This is a genomic window from Pseudomonas sp. TKO26, assembly GCF_003225665.1.
Taxonomy (GTDB): Bacteria; Pseudomonadota; Gammaproteobacteria; order Pseudomonadales; family Pseudomonadaceae; genus Aquipseudomonas; species Aquipseudomonas saponiphila.
Genome location: NZ_QKLN01000037.1, coordinates 217,033 through 230,835 on the forward strand (window position 1 = coordinate 217,033; position 13,803 = coordinate 230,835).

14 protein-coding genes are annotated in these 13,803 nt (G+C 61.4%); 7 read left to right on the forward strand and 7 right to left on the reverse strand.

Annotated features, from left to right (window positions below; translation table 11 throughout):
- Positions 1-20 precede the first annotated feature (20 nt).
- Entirely contained in the window at positions 21-1,058 is a 1,038-nt protein-coding gene (locus DNK59_RS26720) for a patatin-like phospholipase family protein (RefSeq protein ID WP_092312099.1), read from the reverse strand.
- 221 nt (positions 1,059-1,279) lie between these two features.
- On the opposite strand from DNK59_RS26720, the gene DNK59_RS26725 reads away from it, so the two are divergent.
- The 3 genes from DNK59_RS26725 to DNK59_RS26735 all read left to right on the forward strand — a co-directional run bounded on the left by DNK59_RS26725 (position 1,280) and on the right by DNK59_RS26735 (position 3,373).
- A complete protein-coding gene (locus DNK59_RS26725) occupies positions 1,280-1,558 on the forward strand; it encodes a hypothetical protein (RefSeq protein WP_016964073.1) in 279 nt (92 codons plus the stop codon).
- 142 nt (positions 1,559-1,700) lie between these two features.
- Complete coding sequence (locus DNK59_RS26730) at positions 1,701-2,468, forward strand: CHAD domain-containing protein (RefSeq protein ID WP_092312102.1); 768 nt, start codon at positions 1,701-1,703, stop codon at positions 2,466-2,468.
- Between the two features lie 107 nt (positions 2,469-2,575).
- Positions 2,576-3,373: an acyl-CoA thioesterase II gene (locus DNK59_RS26735; protein ID WP_110725163.1), complete on the forward strand. Its 798-nt coding sequence runs from the start codon at positions 2,576-2,578 to the stop codon at positions 3,371-3,373.
- Between the two features lie 4 nt (positions 3,374-3,377).
- Here the strand turns inward: DNK59_RS26735 and DNK59_RS26740 are convergent, their stop codons facing one another.
- The 3 genes from DNK59_RS26740 to DNK59_RS26750 form a co-directional block, all read right to left on the reverse strand.
- On the reverse strand, positions 3,378-3,740 hold the full coding sequence (locus DNK59_RS26740; protein WP_092317113.1) for a terminase: 363 nt from the start codon (positions 3,738-3,740) through the stop codon (positions 3,378-3,380).
- Positions 3,741-3,853: 113 nt separating this feature from the next.
- Complete coding sequence (locus DNK59_RS26745) at positions 3,854-5,335, reverse strand: methyl-accepting chemotaxis protein (RefSeq protein ID WP_092312108.1); 1,482 nt, start codon at positions 5,333-5,335, stop codon at positions 3,854-3,856.
- An 85-nt stretch (positions 5,336-5,420) separates the two neighbouring features.
- Complete coding sequence (locus DNK59_RS26750) at positions 5,421-6,227, reverse strand: TatD family hydrolase (RefSeq protein ID WP_110725164.1); 807 nt, start codon at positions 6,225-6,227, stop codon at positions 5,421-5,423.
- 235 nt (positions 6,228-6,462) lie between these two features.
- Between DNK59_RS26750 and DNK59_RS26755 the strand changes: the two genes are divergently transcribed.
- From DNK59_RS26755 to DNK59_RS26765, 3 genes are all read left to right on the forward strand, one after another.
- On the forward strand, positions 6,463-7,884 hold the full coding sequence (locus tag DNK59_RS26755) for a transglycosylase SLT domain-containing protein (RefSeq protein ID WP_110725165.1): 1,422 nt from the start codon (positions 6,463-6,465) through the stop codon (positions 7,882-7,884).
- 102 nt (positions 7,885-7,986) lie between these two features.
- The gene (locus tag DNK59_RS26760; protein ID WP_092312114.1) at positions 7,987-8,421 is read left to right on the forward strand and encodes a DoxX family protein; all 435 of its coding nucleotides are present in this window, start codon (positions 7,987-7,989) and stop codon (positions 8,419-8,421) included.
- Between the two features lie 297 nt (positions 8,422-8,718).
- Positions 8,719-9,027: a hypothetical protein gene (locus DNK59_RS26765; RefSeq protein WP_092312117.1), complete on the forward strand. Its 309-nt coding sequence runs from the start codon at positions 8,719-8,721 to the stop codon at positions 9,025-9,027.
- 143 nt (positions 9,028-9,170) lie between these two features.
- On the opposite strand, the gene DNK59_RS26770 is transcribed toward DNK59_RS26765, so the two are convergent.
- Positions 9,171-9,800, reverse strand: coding sequence for a response regulator transcription factor (locus tag DNK59_RS26770; protein ID WP_016967435.1), 630 nt, complete (start codon positions 9,798-9,800; stop codon positions 9,171-9,173).
- Positions 9,801-10,100: 300 nt separating this feature from the next.
- Between DNK59_RS26770 and greB the strand changes: the two genes are divergently transcribed.
- A complete protein-coding gene (gene greB / locus DNK59_RS26775; RefSeq protein WP_092312120.1) occupies positions 10,101-10,574 on the forward strand; it encodes a transcription elongation factor GreB in 474 nt (157 codons plus the stop codon).
- Positions 10,575-10,607: 33 nt separating this feature from the next.
- Here the strand turns inward: greB and DNK59_RS26780 are convergent, their stop codons facing one another.
- Both DNK59_RS26780 and DNK59_RS26785 read right to left on the reverse strand, forming a co-directional pair.
- Positions 10,608-13,112, reverse strand: a complete 2,505-nt coding sequence (locus DNK59_RS26780) for an ABC transporter permease (RefSeq protein WP_110725166.1) — start codon at positions 13,110-13,112, stop codon at positions 10,608-10,610.
- Positions 13,112-13,795: an ABC transporter ATP-binding protein gene (locus tag DNK59_RS26785; RefSeq protein ID WP_092312126.1), complete on the reverse strand. Its 684-nt coding sequence runs from the start codon at positions 13,793-13,795 to the stop codon at positions 13,112-13,114. The genes DNK59_RS26780 and DNK59_RS26785 overlap by 1 nt, the downstream gene beginning before the upstream one ends.
- Positions 13,796-13,803 lie beyond the last annotated feature (8 nt).

The window sequence follows — 13,803 nt, forward strand, 5'->3', positions numbered from 1 at the left end:
CAGGCTCAGGTCTTGCAGGCTCAGCGCTGTTCAAGTTCGTAGCGGTCCAGGGTGTCGCTGGCGATTTCCCGACCCAGGGCGATCAGTTCCGGCGCCTTGTAGAACTCGAAGAAGCGGCACACGCGCTTGGGCACGTTGATCAGGATGTCCGGCGGGTAGCCGGCAATCTTGTACTGCGCCAGTGAGGTCTGCATCACCTCGAAGCTCTGGTTCACCAGGTCCAGCAGCGATGCCGGGCCGACGTTGTCGATGATGAATGAACCACTGGCGGACTTGGGCGCGCCTTCGGTTTCCGGGGCGGCAGCCGGTTGCTGGGCCTCCGGCTCGGCGCCTTCGACCCAGGGATTGATCTCGGCCGCTTCGCTCTTGAAGGCTTCCTGTTCGAGCAGCAACAGTTGCTCGGCCTGCTTGCGGCGAAATGGCAAGTGCGAGCCCAGGGAATTGATCAGGCTGTCGAAGCGGCTCTTGAACGCCGGCGGGCGCTGGATCACCGGCAACTGGTAGTGGCGCTGGTTGGTGGAGTTGAGGTTGACCGCGATGATCAGGTCGCAGTGACTGGACACCACCGGTACGATCGGCAGCGGGTTGAGCAGGCCGCCGTCCACCAGCATGCGGTTGCCTTGCATCACTGGAGTGAACAGGCTGGGTATGGCTGCCGAGGCGCGCATGGCCTGATGCAGGCAGCCCTCCTGGAACCAGATTTCCTGTTGGTTGGTGAGGTCGGTGGCCACGGCGGTGTAGGGAATGCGCAGGTCTTCGATGTTGATGTCACCGACGATCTTGCGGATCTGGCCGAAGACCTTTTCGCCGCGAATCGCCCCCAGGCGGAAGCTCACGTCCACCAGGCGCAGCACATCGAGGTAGTCCAGGCTTTCGATCCATTCCCGGTATTCGGCGAGCTTGCCCGCCGCGTAGATGCCGCCCACCACCGCGCCCATCGAGCAACCGGCGATGCAGGCAATGTCATACCCGCGTCTTTCGATCTCCTCGATGACCCCGATATGGGCATACCCGCGCGCGCCTCCTGAGCCGAGGACCAATGCCACACGTTTGTTCATGATTCGTCCCTTCGCCAAACAGGCTGCAACAATGCACCCATAGCGCCCCAGGGTTCAATTGCCGATGCGCCAGCGGCATGCATCAGTATTTTTCCTAGGGGCTATGGGGCAGTGGCGCTATGCTCCCGCGGCTATATTTTCCAAAGGTCGAGCCAGGCACTTTTTGCAGCTGCCATCGTCTTAACCTGTACGACTGTTTCTTATTTCCCGAGGTGTCATTGATGAAAGCCTGGATCTGTTTGCCCCTGATTGCATTGGTTCTGACCGGTTGCGCGGGCAAGACCGCCTACCGCGACAGTTGCGGCACTCAGCTGGACGCCGCCTGGCATGAGCTGGACCTGGCCAAGGCCGAAGGGTTCGCGGGCACCGTGAGTTATTCCAAGGCCCTGTCCCTGCTGACCGGCGCCAAGACCCAGCAGCAATTCGAAGCCTTTGAAGGTTGCACCAAGAAAGCCGAGAAGGCGCGCTTCTACATTCGTGAGTCGCGTGCCGGGCGCTGATCCGCACCAGACGCTACGCTGAAGCTGCAACCCTCATAGCGTGGGCCCGTGACCGGGCGCAATGCCGGTCACGGGCCCTCGTTTTAATTCTTGAGCTGAATAAGCCGAATTCAGGCTTGCACGTCGTATTGGGGAACCCGTGATGTCTGCCTTGGTTGATCGATTGGTGGTTCAGATCCTGAGCCTGGAAGTGAGCTTGCTGGCTTGTCAGGCGCGCATGGCGGCTGCCACGGATGCCGAGGCGCTGCACGACTTGCGCATCACCGTGCGCCGCTTGCGCAGCCTGTTGCGCCCGTTGCGCGGCTTGCCCGGTGTCGAGCAGTTGGAGGCTGCTGCCGGCGCGGTCGGGCAACTGACAACGCCGATGCGTGATCGTGAAGTACTGGCGGCTTATCTGCACCAGCATGGCCAGCACGTTGCCGCCGAGCGGCGCACCGCCCAGTTGCGCCGGGAGTATGCGGCAGTGGCCGGTGGGCCACAGCTGGCCCAGCTGTTCCTGGTACTGGATGCGTTTCCGCGATTCCTGCGGGCTTGCCAGCGCCAGGGGTTGCTCCGAGGTTTGCGCGTGCGGATTGAGAAGCGCCTGGCCAAGCAGTGGAAAGCCCTGGGCAAGGCGCTGCAGGACCCCGCTCACGATCGCCATCGTTTGCGGCTGTTGATCAAGCGTGTGCGCTACGCGGCCGATGCCTATCCCGAGCTCGATCGTCTGCCGGCGCTGGCGATGAAACGTCTCAAGGCTGCCCAAGGCGCCTTGGGGGATTGGCATGACTGCTGGCAGTGGCTGGCTCAGGCCGAGCAGCAAGCGGATCTGTTGCCCTGTGTCGCCGTCTGGCGTCGAACCATGCTCAAGGCCGAAACCGCCGCTGACCAGGTGCTGGATCGGTTGTACGACGATTGCTGGCGAAAGTGATTGTGGTGGTGCGGCTTATCTGTCCGCTGCTTTGGCCGGAATAGTGGCTGTGCGGCTCTAAAGCGCTGGTTAAGATCCCTGAGTCTTTTTTTGCCCCCGAGGTTTTCATGCGTTTCTATGATTTGCTCGAAGCCGTTCGCAGCCAGCCCCAGGCGCTGACCATTCCGGCAGAGTGGGCTCAAGGTCGCGCCAGTTTCGGTGGCCTGGTGGTCGCCCTGCAGTACGAAGCGATGCGCGCCAAGGTTCCGGCGGACCGCCCGGTACGTTCTTTGGCGGTGACTTTTGTCGGCCCTGTGGCGCCGGACGTACCGGTCAGTTTTGAAGTGGATGTCCTGCGTGAAGGCAAGGCGGTCAGCCAGGTATTGGGACGGGTGATGCAGCAAGGCCAGGTGGTGACCCTGGTGCAGGGCAGCTTTGGCGCTTCACGCGAGTCTGCAGTGACGGTAGACGCCGAGCCGGCGCCCGAGATGAAACACTGGGATGACTGCCAGGAGCTGCCCTACATCAAGGGCGTGACGCCGGAGTTCATGCGCCATCTGGCGATGCGCTGGAGCATTGGCGGCCTGCCCTTTACCGGCAACCATTCCCGGGACATGGGCGGCTGGGTGCGTTTGCGCGGGGAGGTCAAGGAAGAGCCCGTGACCGAGGCGCACATCCTGGCGCTGGTGGATGCCTGGCCGCCGGCCTTGTTGCCGCACCTGAGCAAGCCGGCCGCCGGCAGCACCCTGACCTGGACCATCGAGTTCGTGCAGCCGCTGCTGTCAGTCAGCACCCTGGACTGGTGCAAGTACCGGGTGGAAACCGAACATGCCCGCGACGGTTACGGCCACGCTGCGGCGGCACTCTGGAGTGCCGAAGGACAACTGATCGCTCTGAGCCGGCAGACGGTAACCATCTTCGCCTGAGGCCTCAGTGCCGGTGGCGTTGCAACCAGGCCCGCCACCAGGCACCGCTCAGGACAAAGCGCGGGAACGTCAGGAATTGTTCCACCAGCAGGCGTTGCACGGCGTCCTGGCGATCAGTGAACGGCTCGACGGCGTGGGCTTCCAGGCTATGGCCGTGGCGTTGCAGGCCCAGGGCGGCCAGCACGCCGATCAGGCCGATGGCCAGGCTCAGGAAGCTCAGGGAAAACACACCCGAGACGATCAGCAGAAAACCGACGATGAACAGCGGTACGGCAATCAGGTGCAACACCAGATTGGTCGGGTGCTGATGGCTCTGCGGGTAGACGCGCCATTGCCAGGCCGGAAGGTTGGGGTGACGTTTGCCCATGGTGATCATCCTCAGTTCTTGAAAACTCGTGAACCAAGAATAGGGGCAGGGTAGGGAGAGGGCGAATCAAGGCTGGCTATCGTGGCGATAGCCAGCAGGCAATGTACAGGGGATCAGAGTTTCAGTTGGCCGATGGCCTTGCTCAGTTCGCCGGCCAGGGTCGCCAGTTCACTGCTGGTGGTGGCGGAGGCCACGGTCTGTTGCACGGTGTTTTCGGTGACGTCGCGGATGCTCACCACCGCCCGGTTCATTTCTTCGGCCACCTGGCTTTGTTGTTCTGCGGCTACGGCGATCTGCGTGTTGCTTTCACGCATCTGCGCCACGGCGCCGGTGATCTCCGCCAGAGCCGCCCCGGCTTCCTGGGCCTGCTGCACGCAGTCGTCGGCCTTGAACGAGCTCTCCTGCATGAAGTCCACGGCGTCCCGGGTTCCTGCCTGCAAGGCCGCGACCATGCCGGTGATCTCGTCGGTGGAAGACTGCACGCGTTTGGCCAGATTGCGCACCTCGTCGGCCACCACGGCAAAGCCGCGGCCCATTTCGCCGGCTCTGGCGGCTTCGATGGCGGCGTTGAGTGCCAACAGGTTGGTCTGTTCGGCGATGCTGTGGATCACGTTGACCACGCCGTTGATCTTCTGGCTGTCCTCCGCGAGTTTTTGAATCATCTCGGCGGTTTGCTGCACGCCGTTGGAGAGCCCGGCAATGGACTTCTGCACCCGGCCGACCACTTCATGGCCGGTGCCGGCCAAAGTGTCGGCGGTCTGGGACAGGTCGCGGGTGGCGCCGGCGTGCTGGGCGATGTGGAAGACGGTGGCGGACATTTCGTTGATGGCAGTGGCGGCCTGATCGGTTTCACTTTGCTGGCCGAGCATGCCGTGACGTACATCGTTCATGCTCGAGGCCAGGCGCGCGGCGCCCTGATCCAGCTGGCGCGCGGTGCTGGCCACGGTGTTCACCACCCGCTGGTAACCGGCCTGCATGGCATTGAAGGCGCTGGCCATCTGGCCGACTTCGTCCTTGCAGGACAGCGGCACCCGGGCCGACAGGTCGCCGGTTTTCTCCACGTGCAGCATCACATCCTTGAGGGTGTTGAGCTGGCTGAGGAGAAAGCGGATCAGCAACTGCGAGGCGCAAAGCATGGCGAACATCAGGATGAAGACGGCGACGGCATAGTGGGTGAAGCGATCGCTGAAGACCTGGGCCATGCTCGGTGCGTGAGCCAGTACGGCAACCTGCTGGCCATTGGCGCGGCTGATGACCTCGGCGCCCAGCAACGGGTTGTCGCCGAAAAGCGGCATGTGATTGATTTCGACCCAGCCGTTGGCGCCGTTCAGTTCGGGCAAGGCCTGTTGGTTGAGGCTGGGAGTCTGGCCCTGGGCGAAGGACAGCAGGTTCTCGTCCGTGGGCAAGGGCTGTCCCGCAGGCCAGGCATTGAGCAGATGGGCCTGGCTGCGGGCTGCGGCCTGGGCGGCCTGGCTACGGGCCTGCTGCTCAAGTTGCACCGCGTACAGCACCAATAACAGGGTGGTGACGAAGGCGACTGCATTGACCGCCCAGAATTTGTATTTCAGCGAGATATTGCTAAGCCAGGCACCCATAGAAGGTCTTCTCTGATTGAGCGAAACAGTATTGGCAAGGTGCCAGTATTGTGCCGCTATGATCTCGGAAAAATCTTGATATGGGTCAAGCAATTTCTGGCAAGTTGAAAAAGGCTCTGGAGCAGGCCGTGCTGTGGCTGGCCAGGTCTTGCGGTGTTTCGTTCCGGTGCAGAGCCACTTCCCGCAGGACTTCTGTCAGGTAGGCCGGTTCGTTACGGCCATTTTTCGGTTTCGGCCGCAGGGTGCGGGGAAGCAGGTAAGGGGCGTCGCTTTCCAGCATCAGGCGTCCCCGGGGGATATTGCGCACCAGTGGGTGCAGGTGGGTGCCCCGGCGTTCGTCACAAATCCAGCCGGTGATGCCGATATGCAGGTCCAGATCGAGGTAGCTGAACAGCGCTCGTTGCTCGCCGGTAAAGCAATGCACCACGGCTGCCGGCAATCGGTCACGAAAGTCTCGCAGAATGTCCAGCAGACGCTGGTTGGCGTCGCGCTCATGGAGGAATACCGGCAGTTGCAGTTCGGCCGCCAGGGCCAGGTGCTCTTCCAGGACCTTTTCCTGCTGCGGGCGAGGGGAGAAGTCGCGGTTGAAGTCCAGCCCGCATTCGCCCACCGCCCGGATCCGTGGCTCGCTGAGCAGGGCGCGCAAGCGCCGTGGACTGTCGGCATTCCAGTCGCTGGCAGAGTGAGGGTGCAGGCCCGCAGTGGCGAACAGTCTTTGCCCGTCGGCATCCAGTTGTTGGCACAGTTCCAGGGCCTGTTCACTGCCATCGACGCTGGTTCCGGTGAGGATCAATTGACAGACCCCGGCCTCATAGGCGCGATTGAGAACGGCTTGGTGTTTTTCGGCAAAACAGGGATTGGTCAGGTTGACGCCGATATCGATGAGTTGCATGGTGCTATCTCCGCCTGCGGCCCGAAAGCATATCAGAGCTGCAAATTTATAAGAAAAGCCAAGAACTACAACGAGTTAACGCTGTCTTTTGCTGCCAGAAGCACGCTGCGGCCAGGTGTTTTGCTGCCGTTTCGCTGCTCTTTCGCACCTTGCCAGCGCTCAAGGCGCTCTGTTTCTGTCGATCAATCCTTCAAAAAACGACGAAGGGTTGAACAGTATGTCCTGCGGAGAACGGATGACCCGACCCTCGATCTTGCTCGCGCTGTGTCTGTCGTTGCTGCTGCCCTTGCCGGCGCTGGCCCGTCTGGCCGGACCGCCGGAAACTCTGGCGTCCGGCAAGGTCCGAGATCTGGCAGAGATCCGCAGCAGTCGCGTGCTGCGGGTGCTGGTCAATCAGAGCCGCAACAGTTCCGGTGAGGTCCAGGGGCAGGCCATTGGTGTCGAATACCATCGCTTGCGTGCATTCGAGCAATACCTCAATGGTCATGCCCGCGATGGTCAGGAGATCAGCTTCAAGATCATTCCCAAGGCCAAGGATCAGTTGCTGGGCGCTTTGCAGCGTGGAGAGGGTGATCTGGTGGCGCCCGGGGAGTTGCTGGAGGCTCTGCCGGGCCATGCGGTCAGTTCCAGCGATCCCATTGTCAGCAATGTTCCGTTGCTGTTGGTGGGCATCAAGGGCGAGCGTCGCTACACGCGGATCGAACAGCTGTCCGGCAAGACGCTGACCCTGACCACCGGCAGTGCCGCCGGCGAGGCGGTGAGTCAGATCAATCAGCGACTGGCGTTGCGCAAGCTGGCGCCGATCAAGGTCGAGTGGGTGGACCCGAGTCTGGCGGTGGAGGACGTGCTGGAGATGGTCCAGGGGGGAATCTTTCACCTGACCATCGTCGAGCAGCCGATTGCCGAGCGCTGGAGCAAGATCCTGCCCAAGCTGCGTTTCGATCGGCAATTGAAAATCAGCGAACCGGGCGAGGAGCACTGGTTTGTGCGGCGCGATGCGTCGATGCTGCGGGCCAGCATCGATCGTTTTCTCAAGAGCTACAAGACCCCGGCGGATCAGGATGTGGCGTTCCTGCGCATCTATCGGCGTCAGTATCAGGTGCATTACCCCCTGGCCCAAGCTGATCGCCAGCGCCTGGAGAAACTGCGCCCGGTGTTGCAGAAGCATGCCGGGGAACAAGGCATGGACTGGCTGAATCTGGCGGCTCTGGCTTTCAAGGAGTCGGCTCTGCAACCCAGCGCCAGGAGCGGTAGCGGCCCCACCGGACTGATGCAGATCACGCCCTCGGCGGCGCAGCGGGTCGGGGTCAACAATATCCAGTCCCTCGATAGCAATGTGCAGGCGGGAGCCAAGTACCTGGCGATGATTCGTCGCAAGTTCTTTGCCAGTCCCAAGCTCAACGAACGTGAGCGAATGGCTTTTGTCCTGGCCGCTTACAACATGGGACCGGAACGGGTGCAGGGCATGCGCAGCGAAGCCCGGCGTCGAGGGCTCAATCCCAATCAGTGGTTTTTCCAGGTGGAGCGGATCGCCATGGAGCAGGTGGGTATGGGCGCGGTCAGCTATGTTAATAGCGTCAACAAATACTATCTGGCCTTCGATCGTGAACGGGACTCGCTGGAGCCTCGGGAGCGAAAAGTTGTGTCTCGAAAATAATCGAAAATACTGATTGTTATCTCGGAATTATTCCGCTTTTAACATGATAAAAACTGATTAGTATGGCGACCAACTTCCCCGTCTTACACAGGACTACACAGCATGAGCACACTGATCAAAAACGTACTGAGCACTCGCGCCGGTTATGGCTTGACCGTTTTGCGGATTTTCGTCGGCATCATCTTTGCTGCACACGGTGCGCAAAAACTCTTTGGCTGGTTCGGTGGTGGCGGCCTGGCGGGGACGGCTCAGTGGATGGAGAGCATCGGCCTGGCGCCGGGGTATCTGATGGCGTTGCTGGCCGGTGGTACCGAGTTCTTCGCGGGGCTGGCGCTGATCATTGGCTTGTTGGCGCGTCCTGCTGCCCTGGGCCTGTCGTTCACCTTGTTGGTGGCAATCTTTTCGGTGCATATCGGCAACGGTCTGTTCATGGCCAACAACGGCTATGAATTCGCCCTGGCGTTGCTGGGCGGGACTCTTGCGGTGCTGTTTGAAGGTGCCGGCAAACTGTCGCTGGATGCAACGATCGCCAAGTAATCCTTGGGCTTGATCCATCCATCGCTGGTGGCCTTCGAACGCTCTGGATCAACCCTTAGGAAAAATTCCAAGGCCTGCCGATGCAGGCCTTTTTCGTTGCTGCGAAATCTTGACACTGACCGGCCGGCTTCTCTAGGATGCTGCTCATGCGCCGATTTAAACAGCTACTTGCGGGGCGCCAGGTGAGTCGAAAGACCATCGTTAGAAGCTGCAGGCAAGCTTCGAAATACCGCTAAAGCGCTGGTTTGGTGTTGCCTCTCACCTGCCCGGCAGAAACCAGAGGCAGAGACACATACGATGAATGCACCACGCCCCCTTGTACGTCTTGCGCCGCTCACGTCGAGTCTTTCCCAGCGCAACCCGAAAATCCTTCTTGGCGGCAAGCACCAACCCACCCTGTTGCGTTATCTCGATGGCTGGCCGCGGCGTTCCGCGGGCCCGGCGGCATTTCTGATCCAGTTCGTCGAAGAGGGCGAGTCCCTGGCACGTTTTGCCAGTGACAGCTTTGATCTGGCAGTCATTCCGGCACCCAGTGCCGAGCACGCAGCTGAAGTCATCAAGCAATTGACCCGCGTCGCTCGCCAAGGGCTGATCATTCGCCGCTAGTGGTCTGGCGGCTCCGACGGCGCTGTGCAGCTTGCTGCTGACTGCGCCGTATTCAGATAGTGGTTGCATTGAGCAGGCAGTGGCTGGCGTATTTCCAGCTATGGCGGATGCCCCTTGCTCATGCAGTGATCGGGGCTCGCTATTCAAACAACGGCATTGCGCTTTGCCAGTTCAGCCAGGGCGACCAGGTTGGAAATGTTGAAGCGCTTGAGCAAACGCACTTTGTAGGTGCTGACGGTCTTGTGGCTGATCAGCAGGGCGTCGGCAATCTGCTGATTGTTGAGACCGGTGGCCAGCAGTTTCAGGACGGTGATCTCGCGATCGGTCAGGCGGGAGATTAGTACGCTCTCCTGGCTGGCGGCATTGGTGTTCTGCTGCAGGATATTGATGGTGTCCTCCGGGAAGTAGCTGTACCCGGACAGAATGGCCTTCACTGCATTGGCCAGTTCATGAAGATTCTCGGTCTTGCACAGAAAGCCCGCGGCTCCGGCCTGCAGGCAGCGCAAGGCGAAGTTCTTCGAGTCGCTTGACGTCAGGACCAGGGTCTTCACATGCAGGTCCGCGGACTTGATATGGGCGATGACCGAGAACCCGTCCAGGTTGGGAATCCCCAGGTCGAGGATCAACAGGTCCGGCATGTGTTTGCGCACCAGCTGCACGGCATCCGCACCGTTGTCGGCTTCAGCGACGATGGTGTGGTGATGGGGTTCCAGCACCGACCTGATGGCCAGGCGGATCAGTGGGTGGTCATCGACGATAATGATGTTGCCCATTTAGTGCATTCCCTTTGTTTTTTGGAGGTCTTGGTCGTTGGTCGCGGGTTCTTTGGGGAGGTAGGTTGCAAGTCGTCAGGCGTGCCGAGTGCAAATTCTGTTGCTTAAAATGTGTCTGAGGCCGTAAGCCTCGGCGGTTTGGCTCTATGATTGGCCGACCTCTCTGAAATCTAAATCGGACAAATCTGATAGTGCTGCGTTAACGATGCGCGGGTAGGGCAGTTGCCCGAGATCGGCCGGGTTCAACGGTTAATTCAAATAACAGAACAGCCGCTACAAGGCTGGAAGGTGACAAGCCAATTGAGTACCAAGCTCATCACACAGGATGGTTACGACGCACTGAAGCAGGAACTGGATTATCTGTGGCGGGAGAAACGTCCGGACATCACCCAGAAGGTCACCTGGGCCGCGTCCCTGGGTGATCGCAGTGAGAATGCCGACTATCAGTACAACAAGAAGCTGCTGCGGGAGATCGATCGTCGGGTGCGCTACATCCGCAAGCGTCTGGAAGACATGAAAGTGGTGTCCTACGCACCGGAGCAGGAGGGCCGGGTGTTTTTCGGTGCTTGGGTCGAGGTGGAAAACGAGGCTGCCGAGATCAAGCGCTTTCGTATCGTCGGTTATGACGAGATCTATCTGCGCAAGGACTACATTTCCATCGACTCGCCAATGGCCAGGGCGCTGCTGAAAAAGGAAGTGGGCGACGAAGCCATTGTTCATACCCCGGCGGGTGAAACCTGCTGGTGGATCAACCAGATCGAGTACGTGAAGTAGGCTCGCCAGCCGGCGCTGGCGAGCCATGCGTCTTCATCCTTCGCGCAGGACACTCAAGGGGCTGGCGTTCAACGCCCGGCGAGTGCCGAAAATTCCGGCTCCGCCTATCAGCAGCGCGCCAATCAGTGGCAGCAGCAATAACCAGGGGTGGGGGTGCCAGGGCAAGTCGAAGGCAAACCGGTAGAGCACCAGGCTGATCAGTTCGCTGCCCAGGGCCGCCAGCAGGCCGCTGACCGCGCCAAGCAAGCCGAACTCGATCCGTCGGGCCTTGATCAGTAACCGTCGTTCGGCACCGAGGGCGCGTAGCAGTGCGCCCTGGCGGATGCGCTCGTCCAGAGTGGCTTGCAGACCGGAAAACAGCACGGCCATTCCCGCCGCCAAGACAAACAGCAGCACATATTCCACCGCCAGAGTGACCTGGGCCAGGATGCTGCGCAGCTGCTCCAGCAGGGCTTCCACTTGAAGGATGGTGACCGCCGGAAAAGCCCTGGACAGTTCGACGATCTGCTGGTCGTGCCCTGGACTCAGATAGAAGCTGGTGAGGTAGGTGGCGGGCAGGTCCTTCAAGGTGCCTGGCTGGAAGATCATGAAGAAGTTCGGTTGGAAGTTGTCCCAGTTGATGCTGCGCAGGCTGGTGACCCGGGCCTCCCGATTGACTCCCGCCACGGTGAAGATCAAGCGGTCACCCAGTTTCAGCTTCAGGCTTTGTGCCACCTTGGCCTCCACGGACACGCCAGGCACCGGGTCGTTGGTCTGGCTCGACCACCATTGGCCTTCGGTGATGCTGTTGCCGGCAGGCAGATCAGCGGCCCAGGTCAGGCTCAGATCACGCTGAACGGCCCGGTCACCACTGGAGTCCTTGCTGACAATCTCCCTAACAGGTTCGCCATTGATGCTCACCAGGCGTCCGGGAACCACCGGATACAGCGGTGCCGACGGTGCCGAGAGTTGTACCAGGCGATCGCTGAACGCCTGCTTTTCGGCCGGCAGGATATTCAGGGCAAAGTAGTTCGGGGCATTTTTGGGCAACTGATTCTGCCAGGTATCCAGCAACTCGCCCCGCAGCAGGGCGATCAAGGCCATTGACAGCAGAATCAGGCCGAAGGCCAGGGATTGTCCGGCCGCCGCCAGGGGGTGACGCAGTAATTGGCCCAGTCCCAGGCGCCAGGGCAGGGACGACCGGGCCAGCAGGCGACGCAGGCTTTGCAGCAGCAACAGCAGCAATCCACCCAGGAACAGTGCGGCGATCAGGCCACCCCCGAGCAGGGCGAAGGTCAGCAGTAGATCCAGGCTCAAACGCCACATGATCAGGCCCAGGGCAAATAGCGCGGCGCCATAGATCATCCAGGTGCTGGAGGGAATCGGCAGCAGGTCGCGCCGCAGGACCCGCAATGGCGGGACCCGCCCCAGTGCGGCCAGGGGTGGCAAGGCGAATCCCGCCAGGGCGACCAGTCCGGTGCCTATCCCGGCGATGGCTGGCAGCAGTCCTCCAGGCGGCACGTCGTTGGGCAAAAGATCATGCAGCAGATAGAACAGGCCAAGCTGGGCCAGCCAACCCAACAGCGCGCCGCTTAGGCTGGCCAGCAGCCCCAGCACTGCCAATTGCACGCTGAACAGCAGCATGGTTTCCCGGCGTGACAATCCCAGGCAGCGCAACAGGGCGCTGGCATCGAAGCGTCGGGTGGCAAAGCGATTGGCCGACAAGGCCACGGCGACACCCGAGAGCAGCACCGCCACCAGGCTGGCCATGTTCAGGTAGCGCTCGGCCTTACCCAGGGCGCCGCCGATCTGCTGGTTGCCATCCCGGGCGTCCTGCAGTCGCTGGTTGGCTGCCAATCCCGGTGTGATCAATTGGCGGTAGTGTTCGAGGGCTGCGGCTGGGCCGCGCCAGAGCTCCTTGTAGCTGACCCGGCTGCCAGGCTGGACGACGCCGGTGGCTTGCAGGTCATTCAGGCTGATCAGCACCCGGGGCGTCAGGCTGTAGAAGTTGCCGGCTCGGTCGGGCTCATAGGTCAGGACTCGCGCCAGGCGCAGGGTCTGCAGGCCGACATCGATGCTGTCTCCAATTTTCAGGTTCAGGGCGGTCAACAGTCGCGACTCGACCCAGGCCTCGCCCGCTTTCGGTCCCCCGCCCGATTCTTCGGTGGCGTAGGGAGCGGCTGCGCTCTTGAGCTGGCCGCGCAGCGGGTAGGCGGAGTCCACGGCCTTGATGCTCGACAGCTGGATGCCGTTGTCTGTGGCGATGACGCTGGAGAATTCGACAATGCGTGCGTGCTCCAGCCCAAGTTCGCGTCCGCTGTCGATTTGTTCCGGGCGTGCCGGCGAGCTGCCTTCCAACAACAGGTCAGCGCCGAGAAACTCGGTGGCCCGCAGCAACATGGCGCCATTGAGACGGGCGCCGAAATAGCCGATGGCGGTGCTTGCTGCCACGGCCACCAGCAACGCAAAGAACAACACGCGCAATTCGCCGGCGCGGGCGTCGCGCAGCAGCTGGCGGACAGCGAGGCTCAACAGGTGCAACAGCGGCATGCGTGCCATCAAGGCTCCAGAGGGGCGACCAGCAAGCCCGCTTCAAGACGGATCAGGCGCCGGCAGCGATGGGCCAGGCGTTCATCGTGGGTCACCAGCACCAGGGTGGTGCCGCTTTCCTTGTTGAGCTCGAACAGCAGGTCACTGATGCGTTCGCCGGTGTGACTGTCGAGATTGCCAGTGGGTTCATCGGCAAACAGCACATCGGGTTCGGCGGCAAAGGCCCGGGCGATAGCTACTCGTTGCTGTTCGCCGCCGGACAGCTGGCGTGGCGAATGGCTCAGGCGCTGGCCGAGGCCGACTCGCTGCAGCAACTCGGTGGCCCGTTCTCGGGCGTCACGGCGGCCATCGAGTTCCAGGGGCAGCATGACGTTTTCCAGGGCATTGAGGCTGTCGAGCAGTTGAAAGGACTGGAAGACGAATCCCACATGTTCGGCCCTGATTCGCGCTCGCTGGTCCTCATCCAGGCTGCTCAGTGCCTGACCGGCCAGTGTCACTTCACCGCTGCTGGGCAGGTCGAGCCCGGCGAGCAGGCCGAGCAGGGTGGATTTGCCGGACCCGGAGGCGCCGACGATGGCCAGGCTGTCGCCCTGATTCAGCTCCAGGTCGAGTTGGTGCAGGATGGTCAGTTCACCTTCCGCGCTGGGAACCACTTTGCTAAGGTTCCGCGCAGTGAGAATGCTTGCGCCCATGGAGAATC

Bases quoted from the DNA above. Each gene is read 5' to 3' on its own strand.
- DNK59_RS26750 (WP_110725164.1), bottom strand. From the start codon at position 6,227: ATGCAACTCATCGATATCGGCGTCAACCTGACCAATCCCTGTTTTGCC.
- DNK59_RS26780 (WP_110725166.1), bottom strand. From the start codon at position 13,112: ATGGCACGCATGCCGCTGTTGCACCTGTTGAGCCTCGCTGTCCGCCAG.
- DNK59_RS26730 (WP_092312102.1), top strand. From the start codon at position 1,701: ATGTCTGCCTTGGTTGATCGATTGGTGGTTCAGATCCTGAGCCTGGAA.
- DNK59_RS26735 (WP_110725163.1), top strand. From the start codon at position 2,576: ATGCGTTTCTATGATTTGCTCGAAGCCGTTCGCAGCCAGCCCCAGGCG.
- DNK59_RS26770 (WP_016967435.1), bottom strand. From the start codon at position 9,800: ATGGGCAACATCATTATCGTCGATGACCACCCACTGATCCGCCTGGCC.
- DNK59_RS26765 (WP_092312117.1), top strand. From the start codon at position 8,719: ATGAATGCACCACGCCCCCTTGTACGTCTTGCGCCGCTCACGTCGAGT.
- DNK59_RS26755 (WP_110725165.1), top strand. From the start codon at position 6,463: ATGACCCGACCCTCGATCTTGCTCGCGCTGTGTCTGTCGTTGCTGCTG.
- DNK59_RS26720 (WP_092312099.1), bottom strand. From the start codon at position 1,058: ATGAACAAACGTGTGGCATTGGTCCTCGGCTCAGGAGGCGCGCGCGGG.
- DNK59_RS26740 (WP_092317113.1), bottom strand. From the start codon at position 3,740: ATGGGCAAACGTCACCCCAACCTTCCGGCCTGGCAATGGCGCGTCTAC.
- DNK59_RS26785 (WP_092312126.1), bottom strand. From the start codon at position 13,795: ATGGGCGCAAGCATTCTCACTGCGCGGAACCTTAGCAAAGTGGTTCCC.
- DNK59_RS26760 (WP_092312114.1), top strand. From the start codon at position 7,987: ATGAGCACACTGATCAAAAACGTACTGAGCACTCGCGCCGGTTATGGC.
- DNK59_RS26745 (WP_092312108.1), bottom strand. From the start codon at position 5,335: ATGGGTGCCTGGCTTAGCAATATCTCGCTGAAATACAAATTCTGGGCG.
- DNK59_RS26725 (WP_016964073.1), top strand. From the start codon at position 1,280: ATGAAAGCCTGGATCTGTTTGCCCCTGATTGCATTGGTTCTGACCGGT.